The 16,614-nt window shown below is 61.6% G+C and carries 17 protein-coding genes; 3 read left to right on the top strand and 14 right to left on the bottom strand.

The window, feature by feature from the left end; genetic code table 11:
- Positions 1-177: 177 nt before the first annotated feature.
- Both ATH90_RS14685 and ATH90_RS14680 read right to left on the bottom strand, forming a co-directional pair.
- On the bottom strand, positions 178-978 hold the full coding sequence (locus ATH90_RS14685; protein WP_098466606.1) for a suppressor of fused domain protein: 801 nt from the start codon (positions 976-978) through the stop codon (positions 178-180).
- 28 nt (positions 979-1,006) lie between these two features.
- Positions 1,007-1,639, bottom strand: coding sequence for a TetR/AcrR family transcriptional regulator (locus tag ATH90_RS14680; RefSeq protein ID WP_098466605.1), 633 nt, complete (start codon positions 1,637-1,639; stop codon positions 1,007-1,009).
- Between the two features lie 111 nt (positions 1,640-1,750).
- Here ATH90_RS14680 and ATH90_RS14675 point away from each other — a divergent pair, with 111 nt between their 5' ends.
- Positions 1,751-2,407, top strand: coding sequence for an O-methyltransferase (locus ATH90_RS14675; RefSeq protein ID WP_034104968.1), 657 nt, complete (start codon positions 1,751-1,753; stop codon positions 2,405-2,407).
- A 72-nt stretch (positions 2,408-2,479) separates the two neighbouring features.
- Here ATH90_RS14675 and ATH90_RS14670 read toward each other — a convergent pair whose 3' ends face one another.
- Positions 2,480-3,100, bottom strand: coding sequence for a LysE family translocator (locus ATH90_RS14670; RefSeq protein ID WP_098466604.1), 621 nt, complete (start codon positions 3,098-3,100; stop codon positions 2,480-2,482).
- Positions 3,101-3,227: 127 nt separating this feature from the next.
- Positions 3,228-4,793, bottom strand: coding sequence for a methyl-accepting chemotaxis protein (locus ATH90_RS14665; protein ID WP_034104971.1), 1,566 nt, complete (start codon positions 4,791-4,793; stop codon positions 3,228-3,230).
- Between the two features lie 163 nt (positions 4,794-4,956).
- On the opposite strand from ATH90_RS14665, the gene ATH90_RS14660 reads away from it, so the two are divergent.
- Positions 4,957-7,155 carry an OsmC domain/YcaO domain-containing protein gene (locus ATH90_RS14660; RefSeq protein WP_034104973.1) on the top strand — a complete coding sequence of 733 codons (2,199 nt, stop codon included), beginning with the start codon at positions 4,957-4,959 and terminating at the stop codon, positions 7,153-7,155.
- A 120-nt stretch (positions 7,156-7,275) separates the two neighbouring features.
- On the opposite strand, the gene ATH90_RS14655 is transcribed toward ATH90_RS14660, so the two are convergent.
- The 9 genes from ATH90_RS14655 to ATH90_RS14615 all read right to left on the bottom strand — a co-directional run bounded on the left by ATH90_RS14655 (position 7,276) and on the right by ATH90_RS14615 (position 15,239).
- On the bottom strand, positions 7,276-8,442 hold the full coding sequence (locus ATH90_RS14655; RefSeq protein WP_098466603.1) for a cystathionine gamma-synthase: 1,167 nt from the start codon (positions 8,440-8,442) through the stop codon (positions 7,276-7,278).
- Entirely contained in the window at positions 8,439-9,815 is a 1,377-nt protein-coding gene (locus ATH90_RS14650) for a pyridoxal-phosphate dependent enzyme (protein WP_034104977.1), read from the bottom strand. The genes ATH90_RS14655 and ATH90_RS14650 overlap by 4 nt, the downstream gene beginning before the upstream one ends.
- Before the next feature lie 116 nt (positions 9,816-9,931).
- Positions 9,932-10,795 (bottom strand): 4-hydroxy-tetrahydrodipicolinate synthase, encoded by an 864-nt coding sequence (gene dapA, locus ATH90_RS14645; RefSeq protein WP_098466602.1) that lies wholly within the window; start codon positions 10,793-10,795, stop codon positions 9,932-9,934.
- Between the two features lie 293 nt (positions 10,796-11,088).
- Entirely contained in the window at positions 11,089-12,480 is a 1,392-nt protein-coding gene (locus ATH90_RS14640; RefSeq protein WP_098466601.1) for a hypothetical protein, read from the bottom strand.
- 124 nt (positions 12,481-12,604) lie between these two features.
- A complete protein-coding gene (locus tag ATH90_RS14635) occupies positions 12,605-13,084 on the bottom strand; it encodes a VOC family protein (RefSeq protein ID WP_034104983.1) in 480 nt (159 codons plus the stop codon).
- Between the two features lie 34 nt (positions 13,085-13,118).
- Positions 13,119-13,511: an ester cyclase gene (locus ATH90_RS14630; protein WP_034104985.1), complete on the bottom strand. Its 393-nt coding sequence runs from the start codon at positions 13,509-13,511 to the stop codon at positions 13,119-13,121.
- A gap of 38 nt (positions 13,512-13,549) precedes the next feature.
- Positions 13,550-14,170, bottom strand: a complete 621-nt coding sequence (locus ATH90_RS14625; RefSeq protein ID WP_098466600.1) for a LysE family translocator — start codon at positions 14,168-14,170, stop codon at positions 13,550-13,552.
- 94 nt (positions 14,171-14,264) lie between these two features.
- Positions 14,265-14,801, bottom strand: a complete 537-nt coding sequence (locus ATH90_RS14620; protein WP_098466599.1) for a P-loop NTPase family protein — start codon at positions 14,799-14,801, stop codon at positions 14,265-14,267.
- Positions 14,802-14,867: 66 nt separating this feature from the next.
- Positions 14,868-15,239: a VOC family protein gene (locus tag ATH90_RS14615; RefSeq protein ID WP_098466598.1), complete on the bottom strand. Its 372-nt coding sequence runs from the start codon at positions 15,237-15,239 to the stop codon at positions 14,868-14,870.
- Positions 15,240-15,369: 130 nt separating this feature from the next.
- Here ATH90_RS14615 and ATH90_RS14610 point away from each other — a divergent pair, with 130 nt between their 5' ends.
- Complete coding sequence (locus ATH90_RS14610) at positions 15,370-16,137, top strand: NAD(P)-binding domain-containing protein (protein ID WP_034105965.1); 768 nt, start codon at positions 15,370-15,372, stop codon at positions 16,135-16,137.
- Here ATH90_RS14610 and ATH90_RS14605 read toward each other — a convergent pair.
- Positions 16,132-16,584, bottom strand: a complete 453-nt coding sequence (locus tag ATH90_RS14605) for a thiol-disulfide oxidoreductase DCC family protein (protein WP_098466597.1) — start codon at positions 16,582-16,584, stop codon at positions 16,132-16,134. The genes ATH90_RS14610 and ATH90_RS14605 overlap by 6 nt on opposite strands.
- Between the last annotated feature and the right edge of the window lie 30 nt (positions 16,585-16,614).

Here is a 16,614-nt window from a genome sequence, read left to right as displayed (position 1 = left end):
AAACGCGGCGTCAAAATCACCAAGCGCTTGGTTTACCTTGGATCGAAGCATCAGCGATGATGAAAGCCTCACCATCGCCTCGAAAAGGATATGCCCTGGTTGAATCATGTCCGCTCCTGGCCCACAGCTCCCGCTTAAACCGTCATTCCCCCTCTGAACGTTCACCAATAAGCCCACCTAAACCACGCTCTCCCGATAAACACAACTTACATGCCCAAATCCTGCCGCCTGTAACCGCGCCACCAGATCCTCCCGTGCCGCGCGCCCACCTGTGCGCACGTACTCAAGCTCAGCCGCCGTGATCAGTACCACCGGCACCAGTTGCACCGGTGAGAGTGGCATGTCGTCGAGGCGGGTGGGGAAGTCCGGGGCGGGGCCGCCGAGGAGGACACCGGCGGCGTCGTCGGCGGTGACGAACAGGTCAGGGAGTTGATCGCTCATCAGGTGCGATTGGCTGAAACCGGGCAGTTCCAGGGACAGTACGCCGTGGTTCTCCAAGGGGTGGGTGATGCCGCCAGCGTTGGCGACGGTCTTGGCGACGTGTTCGAGCAGTTCGAATGCCCAGCTGTGGCGCAGTGGATCGACGTCGCCGAGTGTGCCTCGGGCCTTGTCGGGGATGTCGGCGGTTTCCAGGAACAGCTCCATTTCGAAGCCATTGCCGAGGCCTTCGGCGTCGTCGAAGGGGTCGGACAGGCCGTCGGTTGCCAGCACGATGTTATTACCCCGGCGCACCACGCGATACGCCTGGCGGGTGGACGGCCAGTAGGGGCCGCCGGTCAGGCTGGGGCTGATCAGGTAGGCGAGCACGTCTTTCTCGACGGTGCCCACGGACTGCCAGTGTCGGTCCAGGCAGTCGGCGGTGGCTACGCGAGCGGCCTGGTTGGCGGCGTCGGGTTCGGGCGACTCCGCTGCATTGGGCGTAGGCGCAGGCACATCCGATTTTGTCGATGAGCCGAACAGTTTCTTGAAGAAGTTCATGTGCAGTCCTTTGCGGGGTGCAGGCGCTTCAGGGATGGTTGAGCGCGATCACATAGGCGTGAAACATATCAGCCATGCCATCGGCGTAAACAGCGATTTCTTCAGGAGTGCGTGGGCTGCCGGAGAAATCCTTGCCGACCGAACTGAGCGTGGTCAGGATCAGATCGCATGCCAGTGTGCGGGTTGGCTCGGTCACCTCGGGCAATAACTCCAACATGAACGCCGCGAATATCTGCTGCCCCGCCGCGCGTACTTCCAGGGCTTGCGGGGCATCGCGATAGAGCGGCGCCGCGTCGTTCAGTGCGACGCGTATCTGGGCTTCTTCGCATTCTGACCTGATGAAGGCATGCACCAGCGTGCGCAGGCGATGCAGCGGTGCCTCGGTATGTTGCTCCAGGATGCCGCGCAGCATCTGTGTGGTTTGCTGCCACTCGTCACTCTGCAACCTGAACAGAATCGCCGCCTTGTTCGGGAAGTACTGGTACACCGAACCCACACTCACGCCAGCCTTCTCCGCGACCCGTGCGGTGGTGAAACGGGTGGCGCCTTCCTTGGCCAGAACCTGAATAGCCGCTTCGAGAATAGCCGCCACCAACTCGGTGGAGCGTGCCTGTTGTGGCTGTTTGCGCGAGGAAATACGCGGGGTCTGGCGGGTGGTCATGCAGGGCTCCGGAGGCAGGGCTAATGCGAATAGCGGATGCGACGAATCACTCGCATACTTTTAATGCGACGAATTAGTCGCATCTTAGTCCCAGCTCTAAGGAAATCAATGATGTCGAGCCTGACCTCTGCGCCTTTGGCGCCCCTGATCGAACGTTTGTATACCCAAGCCAGCGCCGCTACCAGCCCAGTGCTGAACACGATCTCGAAAGATGAGCGCGAGCGGCTGATGCACAGCAAGACCGAATATGTGGCGCTGTATTCGATGCTCAAGGACCTGTGGCTACCGGTGTCGCGGGACACCGGCAAGCTGCTCTACATGCTGGCGCGCAGCAGCAAGGCGCGGGCGATTGTCGAGTTTGGTACCTCGTTTGGCCTGTCCACTTTGCACCTGGCCGCTGCGTTGCGTGACAACGGTGGCGGAGTGCTGGTCGGCAGTGAATTCGAAGCTTCGAAGATCGCCCTGGCGCGCGAGCATTTCATCGAAGGCGGCGTGAGTGACCTGATCCATATCCGCGAAGGCGACGCGTTGGTCACCCTGGCCAGCGACCTGCCGGACAGTGTGGACTTGCTGTTGCTGGACGGCGCCAAGACGCTGTATGGGGACGTGCTCAACCTGGTGGAAAGCCACCTGCGCCCCGGCGCTCTGGTGGTGGCGGATAACACCGATTACTGCCCTGAATACCTGGCCCATGTGCGCGCACCGGAGAACGGCTACCTGTCCGTGGCGTTTGCCGATGACATCGAACTTTCAATACGCCTGGGATAATCGGGGACGCAACGCCTGCACGTAGTTGTCACGGGAGCCGCCGGCTGGCTGGGCTCCGAAGGTGTGAAGGGCTCAGCGCTTGCTGAACGCCAACCGCGCGGCAAACAACACGAAGATCATGCCGGTGGTGCGGTCCATCCATTGGATAACGCGTTCACGTCGCAGGAACCCGGAAAGCGGCCGCGTGGCACTGATCAATGCGAGTGACCACAATGCGCCGAGCAGCACATGGATGCTGACCAGGCCGAATGTCCAGAGAATCAACGGCTGCCCCTGGGGGATGAACTGCGGCAGGAAGGACACGTAGAAAATTCCCACCTTGGGGTTGAGCACGTTGCCCAGCATGCCCTTGATAAACCAGTTGCCGGCGGGCTTGCCATCCGCCTCGGCACTCGCGAAGGCGCGGCGAGGGCGCAACAGCATGTTCACACCCAACCAGGCCAGGTACGCAGCGCCGCAGTACTTGAGCAGGTTGAAGGCGACTTCCGACACCGCTACCAACGCACCCAGGCCAAACGCAACCGCCGCCCCCCACAGCAGGCAACCGGCGTTGATCCCCAGCGTGGCCTGCAGCGCCTGGCGCTTGCCTTCCACCGTCGCAGTCCTGAGCACCAAGGCCGTGTCGAGGCCGGGCGTGAGCGTCAGCAGTGTGGCGGCGAAGGTGAAGGCGAGGAGGTTATCCGTGACGGACATGGGTGGGCTTCGTGTTGGGTGGAGGGTGTGCCCAAGCATATCGCCATTATCGTGTGGTCCGCGATGTTCTCGTGGCAGGCGCGCTCACCATAGGAAGCGCGCTTGCCACGACACGTTCAGCGCAGGCTCAGCGATTGAAGCGCTCGACCAATGCGTATTGGGTGGCCGCGGTGTTCGTCAGTTCCTTGCTCAGGTCCGTGGATTGATGGGCTTGCAGCGAGGTCTGGTCGGCCAGTTCGGCGATGGTGGTGATGTTGCGGCTGATCTCCTCGGCCACCGCGCTCTGTTCCTCGGTGGCAGCGGCGATCTGGGTGGTCATGTCGGTGATGTGGGACACGGCCTCGCTGATGCCAACCAGCGCCTGGTCAGCTTCGAGTACCCAGGCCACGCCTTCCCGGGCCTGGCGCTGGCCGTGCTCCATGCTTTGCACCGCGTTGTTTGACGATGCCTGCAGCTGGGTAATCAGCGCGTGGATCTGGGTGGTGGACTGAGAGGTCCGCTGGGCCAGTTGGCGCACTTCGTCGGCGACCACTGCAAAGCCACGGCCTTGCTCGCCCGCACGCGCCGCTTCGATGGCGGCGTTGAGGGCCAGCAGGTTGGTCTGGTCGGCAATGCCCTTGATCACATCCACTACGCTGCCGATTTCGTCACTGTCCCGTGCCAGCTGCGCCACGGTCACACCGGTTTCGCTGACCACGGTGGACAAGCGTTCGATTGCCTCGCGGGTATCTCGCGCTACCTCACGCCCGCGTCCGGTCAGCACATTGGCTTGCTGGGTGGCGTCGGCGGTGCGCTGTACGTGGCTGGCGACTTCCTGGGTAGTCGCGGCCATCTGGTTGACGGCGGCCGAGACCTGTTCGGTTTCGACGCGCTGACGGTCCAGGCCCTTGGAACTGGCGGTGGCCAATTGATCGGACTGCCCGGCCAGCGCACTCAGTTGTTCGGCACTGTCCTGCAAGCGGGTGAGGCACGTCTTCAGGCGTGCGGCCTGGCTGAGGAACGCCGTTTCCAAACGTGCCTGGGGCCCGCGCGCATCGCTGTACATCTGCGCAATCAGGGCGTCCGAGGTCGAAGGCTCGACACCTTGCAACAGGCGCAACGTGCTGCCCTGACGCCAGCGTGAGCAGAGTATGCCCACGGGCACCGCAACGGCCACGGCCACCGCAATGGCCACCGGCGCAGTGAGGAACAGCCCGGCCAGGCTACCGGCAAGTCCGGTTGCTACATAGGGGACGCAGCTGACGGCGGCTGGCAGCCAGGCATCCTGGCGCGGCACGCCGGGCTTGCCTTGGCTGATACGACGGTAAAGGGCCTGGGCACGGCGGATTTCATCGGCTGTGGGCTTGACCCGCACCGATTCGAATCCGACCACCTTGCTGCCTTCGAAGATCGGTGTGACGTAGGCGTTGACCCAGTAGTGGTCGCCGTTTTTGGAGCGGTTTTTCACGATGCCCATCCAGGGCAGTCCCTGCTTGAGCGCACTCCACATGTGCGCAAAAACGGCGGGCGGCACATCAGGGTGACGCACAATGTTCTGCGGTGCCCCAATCAGATCCGCACGTTCAAAGCCGCTGATATCGACAAAGGCGTCGTTGCAGTAAGTGATGACCCCTCGGACATCGGTGGCGGAGATGAGTTTTTGCGAAGGCGCGAGGGAAATCTCACGCTGTGTTACAGGCTGGTTATTGCGCATTCCGACTACTCCCTGGTTGCCCTCAGTCCATCGGCGCCAATCGCGAAAAGGTTAATTTACAATGGATAATTCGCCCGCCACTGGTCAAAAGCCTGAAACTTCCCGGTGAAAAACCTCATAATAGCGGCCATTTTTGTTTAGCCCGTTATTCTGGTGTGCCCCCATGGAAATCAAGGTCAACTTTCTCGACAACCTCCGGCTTGAAGCCAAGTTCGATGACTTCACGGTGATTGCCGACCAGCCCATTCGCTATAAAGGCGATGGCTCGGCACCGGGGCCATTCGATTATTTCCTGGCATCGTCGGCCTTGTGCGCGGCGTACTTCGTGAAGTTGTATTGCCAGACCCGCAATATCCCCACCGACAATATTCGCTTGTCGCAGAACAATATCGTCGACCCGGAAAACCGCTATAACCAGATCTTCAAGATCCAGGTGGAATTACCGGCGGATATCTCTGATAAGGACCGCCAGGGCATCCTGCGTTCCATCGACCGCTGCACGGTCAAGAAAGTGGTGCAGGCCGGCCCTGAGTTTGTCATCGAAGAAGTCGAGAACCTGGATGCGGATGCCCAGGCATTGTTGATGCCCGGCTCGACTTCCGAAGGCGGCACCTACATTGCCGGCAAAGACCTGCCACTGGAACAGACCATCGCCAACATGTCCGGCATCCTGGCCGGCCTGGGCATGAAGATCGAGATCGCTTCGTGGCGCAATATCGTGCCTAACGTCTGGTCCCTGCATATCCGCGACGCACATTCGCCGATGTGTTTTACCAATGGCAAGGGCGCGACCAAAGAGGGCGCCTTGGCGTCGGCGTTGGGCGAGTTTATTGAGCGACTCAACTGTAACTTCTTCTACAACGACCAGTTCTGGGGTGAGGAATTGGCGAACGCGCCGTTCGTGCACTACCCGGACGAGCGCTGGTTCCAGCCCGGCCCCAACGACGAGCTGCCCAGCGAAATCCTCGATGCCTACTGCCTGAAGGTCTACAACCGCGAGGGCGAGCTGCGCGGTTCGCACTTGTTCGACACCAACTCCGGCAATGAAGAGCGCGGCATTGTTTCGCTGCCGTTTGTGCGCCAGTCGGACGGTGAGGTGGTGTACTTCCCCTCCAACCTGATTGAAAACCTCTACCTCAGCAACGGCATGAGCGCTGGCAACACCCTGGCCGAAGCCCAGGTACAGTGCCTGTCCGAGATCTTCGAACGCGCCGTGAAGCGTGAAATCATCGAAGGCGAATTCGCCTTGCCGGACGTACCCGCCGAGGTGCTGGCCAAGTACCCAGGCATCCTCGCCGGCATTCAAGGGCTCGAAGCCCAAGGCTTCCCGGTATTGGTGAAAGACGCGTCCCTGGGCGGTGAATTCCCGGTGATGTGCGTGACCTTGATGAACCCGCGCACCGGGGGCGTATTCGCCTCCTTCGGCGCGCACCCAAGCCTGGAAGTGGCACTGGAGCGCAGCCTCACCGAACTGCTGCAAGGCCGCAGTTTCGAAGGCTTGAACGACTTGCCGCAGCCCACATTCGAAGGCCAGGCGGTGACCGAACCGAACAACTTCGTCGAGCACTTCATCGACTCCAGCGGCGTGGTGTCGTGGCGCTTCTTCAGTTCGCAGTCGGATTATGAATTCGTCGAATGGGACTTCACTGGCGAAGGTGCAGACTCCAATGCCCAGGAAGCCGCGACCCTGTTCGGCATTCTTGAAGGCATGGGCAAGGAGTCGTACATGGCGGTGTACGAACACCTCGGTGCCACCGCCTGCCGCATCCTGGTGCCCGACTACTCGGAAATCTACCCGGTGGATGACCTGATCTGGGACAACACCAACAAGGCGCTGTTTTTCCGCGAGGACATCCTCAACCTGCACCGCCTCGACGAGGAAGAGTTGCAGGCGTTGGTCGAGCGTCTGATTGAAAGCGAGCTGGATGACTACACCGATATCACTACCCTGATCGGCATCGAATTCGACGACAACACCGCCTGGGGCCAACTGACCATCCTGGAGTTGAAGCTGCTGATCTTCCTGGCCTTGCAGCAATATGAAGAGGCCAAGGAGTGCGTGGAGATGTTCCTGCAATACAACGACAACACCGCCGAGCGTGGCCTGTTCTACCAGGCAATGAATGCGGTGCTGGAGATGGAGTTGGACGACGACCTGGACCTGGCGGATTACGAAACCAACTTCCGCCGCATGTTTGGCAATGAGCGGATGGATGCGGTGATTGGCTCAGTGAAAGGCGATGTGCGCTTCTATGGCTTGACGCCGACCAGCATGAAGCTGGAAGGGCTGGACCGGCATTTGCGCTTGATCGACAGCTACAAGAAGCTGCATGCGGCCCGTGCCAACGTCACCAGCGCCTGACACAACCCCCTTGTGGGAGCGGGCTTGCTCGCGAAAGCGGTCTATCAGTCAGTCGATGTATTGACTGACCCATCGCCTTCGCGAGCACGCCCGCTGCCACATTTTGCCCGGTGCAGGTCGCTAGATTTTCGCCAGGCCGCGGGCCAGGTCCGCCCTCAGGTCGTCCACGTCCTCGACCCCCACCGACAACCGCACCAACCCATCACCAATCCCCAGCTGTGCTCGTGTCGCTGCCGGGATGCTGGCGTGGGTCATGATCGCCGGGTGCTCGATCAGGCTTTCCACGCCGCCAAGGCTTTCGGCCAGGGCGAAGAGCTTGACGTTTTCCAGGAAGCGCCTTGCGCCGGCCAGGTCGCTGTTCAGTTCAATTGAAATCATCCCGCCAAACCCACGCATCTGCTTGCGTGCCAGTTCATGCTGCGGGTGAGAGGCCAGGCCCGGGTAGTAAACCCGTGCCACTTGCGGTTGCTGTTCCAGCCAGGTGGCCAGGTCCAGGGCGTTGCTGCAATGGCGCTCCATGCGCAGTGCCAGGGTTTTTACGCCACGCAGGGTGAGGAAGGCATCGAAGGGGCCGGCAATGGCGCCGACCGAGTTCTGCAGGAAGCCCAGGCGTTCGGCCAGGTCGGGGTTGTCGCCGACGATGGCAATGCCGCCGATCACATCGGAGTGGCCGTTGAGGTATTTGGTGGTGGAGTGCACCACTATATCGAAACCCAGCTCCAGTGGGCGCTGGATCCATGGGCTGGCAAAGGTGTTGTCGGCCACGCAAATAATGCCCCGAGCGCGGCAGATACGGGCGATGGCGCTGAGGTCGGTAAGACTCAGCAGCGGGTTGCTGGGGGTCTCGACCCAGACCATGCGTGTATCGTCCTGCAGGCTCGCTTCGAAGGCCGACACGTCACTCAGGTCGACAAAGCTGAAGCGGTGCCCGGCGCTGCGTTGGCGCACCTTGTCGAACAGGCGGAAGGTGCCGCCGTACAAGTCATTGCCAGACACGATGTGGGCGCCGGCATCCAGCAGCTCCAGGACCGTCGAGATCGCTGCCAGCCCGGACGCAAAGGCAAACGCCTGGCTACCGCCTTCGAGGTCGGCCACGCAGCGTTCCAAGGCGAAGCGCGTTGGGTTGTGGGAGCGGCCGTAGTCGAAGCCCTTGTGCACCCCGGGGCTGTCTTGCAGGTAGGTGGAGTTGGCGTAGATCGGCGGCATCAGCGCGCCCGTGGTCGGGTCGGGGGATTGCCCGGCGTGGATCACACGGGTGGCAAACGCGCTTTTATCGGACTGACTCATGCAAGGGATCTCCGTAGATGGTTAAGCAGGTCGACGCGAGTAATCAGGCCGTGAAAGCCCGAGTCGTCGGCAATAATGGCAACCAGGCCGCGATCCAGTTCCGCCTGCAGTTCCCCCAGGCTGGCGCTGGGGGCCAGTGTTTGCAACGTGTCGGTCATGGCACTGGCGACAATCATGTTGAAATCCGCGGCGTCATGGTGCAGGCCCAGCAGGATGTCGGATTCATCGATCACCCCCACCAGTTCGCGACCGTCCACCAGCACCGGCAGTTGGGAGACATCGGCCAGGCGCATGCGCTGGAAGGCGGTGAGCAGGGTGTCGTCGGGGCTCACGCTGATCACGCGGCCGTCTTCGAAGCGCCGCGCGATCAGGTCGCGCAGGTCGCCGTAGTGCTTGTATTGCAGCAAGCCCGCGTCGTTCATCCATTGGTCGTTGTAGACCTTCGACAGGTAGCGCGTGCCGGTATCGCAGACAAACGTGACCACTCGCTTGGGCTCGGTCTGTTCGCGGCAGTAACGCAGGGCGGCCGCGAGTAATGTGCCGGTGGAGGAGCCGCCGAGGATACCCTCGGCCTTGAGCAGTTGCCGGGCGTGATCGAAGCTATCTTCATCGCTGATGGAATAGGCGTGGCGGACGCTGGACAGGTCGGCAATCGACGGGATGAAGTCCTCGCCGATGCCCTCGACCGCCCAGGACCCCGGTGTTTCCAACTGGCCGCTGCGGCTGTATTCGGCCATCACCGAACCCACCGGGTCGGCCAGCACCATGGCCAGCTCCGGCTGCACGCGCTTGAAGAAACGCGTCAGGCCGGTGAGCGTGCCGGCGGAACCGACGCCCACCACGATCGCGTCCACATCGTGCTGGGTTTGCGCCCAGATTTCCGGTGCGGTACTGGTCTCGTGCGCCAAGGGGTTGGCCGGGTTGTTGAATTGGTCGGCGAAGAACGCGTCGGGGATGTCCTTGGCCAGGCGAGCGGCCACGTCCTGGTAATACTCGGGGTGGCCCTTGCCCACGTCGGAGCGAGTGATATGCACCTCGGCACCCATGGCCTTGAGGTGCAGCACCTTTTCCGTGGACATCTTGTCGGGCACCACCAGCACCACCCGATAGCCCTTGGCCCGGCCGACCAGCGCCAGGCCCAGGCCGGTATTGCCGGCGGTGGCCTCGATGATAGTGCCGCCGGGGCGCAGGCGGCCGTCGCGCTCGGCGGCGTCGATCATGGCCAGGCCTATACGGTCCTTGATGGAGCCGCCGGGGTTCTGGGATTCAAGTTTGAGAAACAGCGTGCAGAGGCCGGTATCGAACCGGCTGACCCGAACCAATGGCGTGTTGCCGATCAGTTCGAGGACGGCGGGGCGGGGAAGGGTGGGCATGTCGTCACCTGAGTGCGGGTGGGATGGACAGCAAAAGGCACAGCATGCGTTCGACGATAGGCCGGGATCGGTCCGGTCGCAACCGGACGGTCCGTTGGCTGTCTGTTTTTGGCGCATTAGCCGGCCTGGCCCAGCACCTCCTGCAAACGCCCGATAACCGCAGCACTGGCCGCTTGCATCGGCGCACGCAACTCGCTGCCGATCAGGCCCTGCAGGGCCAGCGCGGCTTTGACCGGGCCCGGATTCGGCTCCATGAACATCGTGTTGATCAGCGGCTGTAACCCAAAGAACGTCGCGCGTGCCTCGGCCAATTGGTGGTCGCGTACGTGCTGGCACAGCGCGACGAACTGTTCTGTCTGCAAGTGTGCCGAGGCGGCAATTGCCCCGGTCGCGCCGAGGCACAAGGCGTTGAAAATCTGCACGTCTTCGCCACACAGCACATCCACTGCACCGCTGGCCAGCAGCGCCAGGGTATTGCCCAGGTTGCCACCACAGTCCTTGATCGCCACGATGCGCTCGTGGGCGACGATGTTCAGCAGGGTGGCCTGCTCGAAGGTGGCGCCGGTGCGGTAGGGAATGTCGTAGAGAATGACCGGCACGCTGGAGGCATCGGCCACTGTGCGGAAGAAAGCCTCAAGGCCCGCCTGGGACGGCCGGATATAGCTCGGCGCCGGCACCAGCAGCCCGGCCATTGGACGTTGCAGGACTTCACGCTGGAACTGCAGCAATTCAATCTGGTTGTTGCCCGCCAGGCCCATCACCACGCGGTGCGCCGGCATCCACTGCAACACGGCATCGAGTACCGCCAGTTGTTCCTGGCGGCTCAGTGACGCAGCCTCCCCGGTGGTGGTGCAGACCATGATCCCGGCCACGTGCTTGTCCAGCAGGTGGCCGACCAGCCGGCGCAGGCCGCTAAAGTCGATGGCGCCGTCCTGGAACGGTGTGACCACGGGAACCCAGATACCTTGGAACGATGACATGCTCTCTCTCCTGATGATTGACCGCTTGAGTCACCGTCAGAAGGGCAGAGGGAATTGTGCAAAGGAGGGGAAACCGTCGCGCTCAATGTCCTGTCAGCTCATCTGACGGGACAGCGCGCCCCGGTCACATGAGCGACTGTTTCTTCGATTTGAGGGCGTGCGCAACGCAACCTTGCGCCTTGGCAATCAAGCCAATGGCACAAAGGTTAACGAAGGATATTGAAGACATTGGCTGACACACCCTGAATAAGGCCTCCATCTTCATGGAATATTGCAGAGTGTGTCAACGGTGCTTATTCGAATTTATCGATACGCATGTCGGAGTAATAGAACGCGTTCTTGTCCGTGCCCGACTGGTAGAAGTAGGCGTAGTCGGCCAGGTAGTAAAGGTGGTTCACGCGGTTGTGTTCATCGTTGTCAAAGCTGCACTTCAGGGCCTTGGCCGATCCGAGCAGGTTGGGGTTGATCTCGCTGGCCGGCAGTTCGCGTTCAACCACGCACCGGGTCACCTGGACTTTGGTGCGGCTGCCGATGAGGCTGTTGAGGCTGGAGCGGGCAGTTTGATACACCACGGTTTCGCCCACCGGCAGGGCTTTCCAGTTACCGGTGAAGCTCAACTGCGTCAGCGTCTCGCTTTCTGCCATACCCGAACTGTTGTAGGTGTTTTTCGCCACCAGGGAGATGAGGTTGCGCCAGCTCACCGTATGGCTTTCATACCCTTGCCCGCGGGTGGCGATGGCGAGTTGCCCGCTCGCCGCATCCTGGCTGATGAAGTCCGCACTCTGGAAGCCGGAGGTCTCACCCTTGAGGGTCGACGTGCCGGTCATGTGCACGTATTTGAATGAACGCGCGGGCTTGTCCAGATTCAGTTGCGTGATCGCGGCCAGCACCTGGGGTTGCACGGAAGTGAGTGCGATGGTCACCGGCGCCTTCAGCCGTGGCTTGAACACCGGCAGCGCGGCGATCTTCTCAGGGCTGATGCAGACCTTGTTGAACAACAGCTCATAGTCGGCATTGCTGCCGGTAATCTTCTGCGCGGTCGGGAAGCTGTCGACTCGGCCATCGCTGACGCGATTGTCGGCGTCCATGTCGTAACCCGCCAGCGCCTTGTAGGTACCGCCTGTGCAAGACACCGCAAAGTGTTCGCGCTTCTGGGCGTAGGGGGCGTTGTAAGGCATATCGTTGAGCACTGCCGGCTCGTCGAAGGCGGCCCAGAAGCGCGTTTCGCCATTCACGGTCTTGAGGCTGTTGGCGTCGATCAATACCTGGTTGTCACGTTCGTTGGTCTGCACCAGTCGCCAGTCCGGCCTGGGGGTGTCGGCGCAGGCGCGCACGAAGGTCTGGTTGGCGGCCAGGGTCGCACGCAATGCCGGCGACAACTTGCGCGCCGCGGTGTAGCGGCCGGCGCTGAGGGGATAGACCCGTTGCGTGCCGTCCAGATACAGCAAGTGCAGGTCGGGCGCCGAGCAGGCCGCTTCGAATTGCATGGTGCGACGCAGACCGTTCCGGCCACCCGGCATCAGTAGCTCAAAGCTGAGCAGGTCGCCTTCGCGCACGATGCTGTTTTCCACCAGCGGTTGGGCGAGGGTGTCGGTGAACATGCGATTGACTTGGGTTTTCTGGGTGGCACAACCGGCCAGGGTGGCGATGCCACCGATCAGCAAAAGGGGAGTGATAAAGCGCACGAGAGCCTCGTTGAGTCCATTCAGGGATGTAGGGGTAACGGCGGGCAGCGCCGGATCTTTATCCGGATGTTACGGGCCAGCAGCCTAACCAGCATGACGGCATCTGTACAGCCGTGGCATAGCCTTAGCCTGCCACCGCCGCCTCGATGGCGGCGATGTCGATCTTTTTCATGGTCATCATCGCGTCAAAGGCGCGCTTGGCGATCGCCGGGTCGGGATGAGTCACCGCGTCGGTCAGCACCCGCGGGCTGATCTGCCACGACACCCCCCACTTATCCTTGCACCAACCACAAGCGCTTTCCTGCCCGCCGTTGTCGACGATGGCGTGCCAGTAGCGGTCGGTTTCGGCCTGGTCATCGGTGGCCACCTGGAATGAAAATGCCTCGGTGTGCGGGAAGATTGGCCCGCCGTTGAGACCGATACAGGGGATACCCAGCACGGTGAAGTCCACGGTCAATACGTCGCCCTGTTTGCCGGACGGATAGTCGCCAGGCGCCAGGTGCACGGCGTTCACCTGGCTGTCCGCAAAGGTCGTGGCGTAGAAGGTCGCGGCCTCCAAGGCGGTGCCGTTGTACCAAAGGCAGAGGGTATTTTTGCGGGTCATGATGGAGCTCCACCGGAGAATGGGTGTGTGGAGTCTAGACGGCCAACTGCTGCGCAATGGCCGCTTTGTCGATGACTGACCACACATGGGCAAATTTGCCGTCGGCCACCTCATAGAACACATGCTCGTCGAACGTTACCGGCCGCCCATTGATCGGCAGCCCGAAGAACTCGCCCCTGGGGGTGACCTTGAAGTTCAGCCGACTGGCAACGGTCGGCGGGTCGGCGACCAGCAACTGGATACGGAACACCAGATCGGGTATCTCGCGAAAATCGCGCTCCAGCATGGCGCGGTAGCCGGCGAGTCCGACCACTTCGCCGTTGTAAGTGACATCCGCGTGCACGAACTGGCCCAGGTGGTCCCAGTCCTGGCGGTTCAGGCAGTCGATATAAGCGTGGTAAAAGGTGGCAAGTTCGTCTCGGGTCATGCCGTGGGCTCCGTATGTCTCCTTCGATTAAAGGTTGATCAAGCCCTGCGCGCCATCAACAACACCGACGCCGCCGCCGACAATAACCCCGCGCAGCAGCGATTGAAAATCCGCTTGCCGCGAGGTTCGGCAAACCAGCGGCGCATGTGCAGGCCCATGTAGGCGTAGACGCAGATGGCGATCCATTCGAGCAGCAGGAACATCGCGCCGAGCAGCGCGAACTGCGGCGTGATCGGCTGCCCGGGGACCACGAATTGCGGTAGGAAGGCGGTGAAGATCAGGATGGCTTTCGGATTGCCCGCCGCCACCCAAAACTCCTGGCGCGCCAATGCCCATAATCCCACCGGCTTCGTAGCCAATTGCGCCTCAGCCTCGGGGTTAGCCCGCCACAACTGAAATGCCAGATAAAACAGGTACGCCGCCCCCAGGATCTTGATCCCATAGAACAACAATTCCGAGGTCTGCAGCACCACCGCCAGCCCGGCCGAGGCGAGGGCGATCATCCCGGCGAAGGCCAGCAAGCGGCCGACGCCGGCCACGCACGAAGTACGGTAGCCGTAGCGGGTGGCGTTGCTCACCGACAGCAGGTTGTTCGGGCCAGGGGCCATGTTCAGGGCGAAGCAGGCCGGGAGGAAGAGGGCGAGGGTGGCGAGGTCCATGGCAGCTCCAGGTAGGGGGCGGACGGAGAGGTGTGAGGATAAGGGCACTAGGGGGCGGTTGGACAGCCTCGGCTGTCCTGGTTTTGAGCCAGTTCTATAAGCGCGATAGCGCATGAACGACATCCGCAACCATCTGCTCAGGACGTTTCATTCCATCAATGCGCAATATCGGGGCCGTTTGCTGTGACAGCCACGCCTCATGCCACGCTCGGTTTCGTCCCGAGAATTGCGGGTCGTCATACTGCGAAGCCCACTCCCGAAACGCCACGTGTATCTGATGCATGTCGCCACCCGGCGCAATGCGATCGCCAAATCGCTGTGTTTCACGTGCGGCCAGCCGTTCAAGGCGAACGGGCGTGGGTGTCGCAACGAACACAATCAGCTCGGCGTTCGCGATCAGCGCGTCTCCCCACACCATGCAAGAACCGGTCAGCACCCCTCCAGCGTCACCAAGTGCCTGCTGCATCAGTGACACGCGATCGGCGGGAGGCCGCTTGGTCGTGAAGGGAGGGTTGGTGGGCATCCAGTAATAATCATCGACATCGACGTGTCGTACACCGAGCTGCGTTGCGAGGTGTCGACCCAACGTGGTCACGCCCGCGCAGGACGCACCTGTGATGTAGATCCGCATTTTCTCCTCCCTGAATACAAGCCGGTTTCAAGTTCACACCTCTAGGCGGTGAGTTCACCGGTACAGTCAGCGCTGAAATGTTGCCTGCTCAGCAGTCCAGACCGCCAATTCATAGCCATCAAGGTCGGTGAAGTGGAACCTGCTTCCACCGGGGAACGCGAATGCCTCCCGGGTGATAACAGCGCCCAGGGCTTTTAGCCGCTGCTGCGTCGCCTCAAGGTCGTCCGAGTACAAAATGACCAGCGGCCCACCCGGTCGAACGGGCTCACCGGTGGTGAAGCCACCGGTCAGGCGGCCGTCGCTGAATTCGGTATAGGCAGGGCCGTAGTCGACGAATGTCCAACCAAATGCGCCACCGTAAAAGGCTTTGCTACGGGCGATATCGCCCACGTTGAATTCAATGTTGTCGATTTGTCGGTCGTTACCGCGAACGCTCATGCCTGCCTCCTTGGCTGATATTGGGAGCCGCCAGTGTAACGTAAGCACGCGCCTTCATGAGCGCAGGCGTGCGCGTGCGTCAAACAGGCCTATCATGCAGTCGGATACAGCATACACAGGGGGAGTCACCGTGCTGAACATCGGAATCCTGGGCGTCGGTGAGTTGACCGAGAAGGTTGTGATCGGCCTGCGCCGTAGCGGGTTTACCGGGCGAGTGCTGCTTTCGCCGCGCAACCACGAACGTGCGCAGCAGCTCAGCAAAGTGTGGGCGTGTGACGTGATGGCCGATAACCAACAGGTCGTCGATGCAGCGGACCTGTTGTTCCTGGGCGTGCGCCCGGAGGTGGTCGGTCAGCTGTCCAATGAAGTGCAGCTAAAGCCTCGGCAAACGCTGGTGTCGTTGGTGGCCGGATTGAAGCTGGACGAATTGCAGCGCCACTTTCCTGGGGCACACACGGTGCGGGCAATGCTGTCCTATGCCGCGCAGATCAACCAGTCGACCGTGGTGATCACGCCGGGGGGTGAACCCCACGCAGCACTGCTAGGGGCACTGGGCTCGTTGATCGTGCTGGAACAGGAGGATGCGTTTGAGCTGGCCACCGTCGCGGCTTGCATGAACGGCTGGTTCTATTTCTTTCTCAGCGACCTTCAACGGTGGTTTACCGATAAGGGGCTGTCGCACGAACAGGCTGCCCAGTTGGTGATGGGGAACATGCAGGATTGCCTGGCGAGTGCACGGCACCAACCGAAGGCTGGCCTGGATGTGCTAGGAAAGGCTATCGCTACGCCAGGGACGTTTACGGCGGCGGGTCTGGAGGTGCTCAGAAACAACGGCGCGACGCAGGCATGGAGAGAAGCCTTCGATGAGGTGCTGGGCCGGCTGCACAAGGGCTCATAGCGGCGCCTTCAAAAAACGCTGTACATGATCCGGGTCCGGCAGCAGGCAAGTGTCGTACTTGCCAAAAATCCGATAACGATTGCGTGCAATGCGATCGTAAGCCCAATCCCGTAGACCGCGCGGGATGACGCGTAACAGCAGCAATGCACGCCAGGCGGCAGGCAGTTGCGCGATGAGTTGGAACACCGCGTCCGAGCGCACCCAGTAGTGATGGTCGCGAATGACCAAGAGAGTGTCGAACTGGTCCAGGGGCAGCCCCGCCCAGGCGAGCAACGCCTGGCCTTCGGACGATTGCACCGCTGCCAATCGCACCCGCCGGTGGTGGTCATGGCGGATCAGGAACCTCGCCCAACCGTTGCAGAGCTTGCACACGCCGTCGAACAGCACCACGGTCTCGCCGGGGTTGAGCAGGGGCGCGGGGGAAGGGCGGGTTTGGGAAGCGGGCATGAGTCAAGGTCCAGGCGGCTCGGGATACTG

It is taken from the genome of Pseudomonas lurida (assembly GCF_002563895.1).
Lineage (GTDB): Bacteria > Pseudomonadota > Gammaproteobacteria > Pseudomonadales > Pseudomonadaceae > Aquipseudomonas > Aquipseudomonas lurida.
This window is presented reverse-complemented; position numbering and strand designations above follow the sequence as displayed.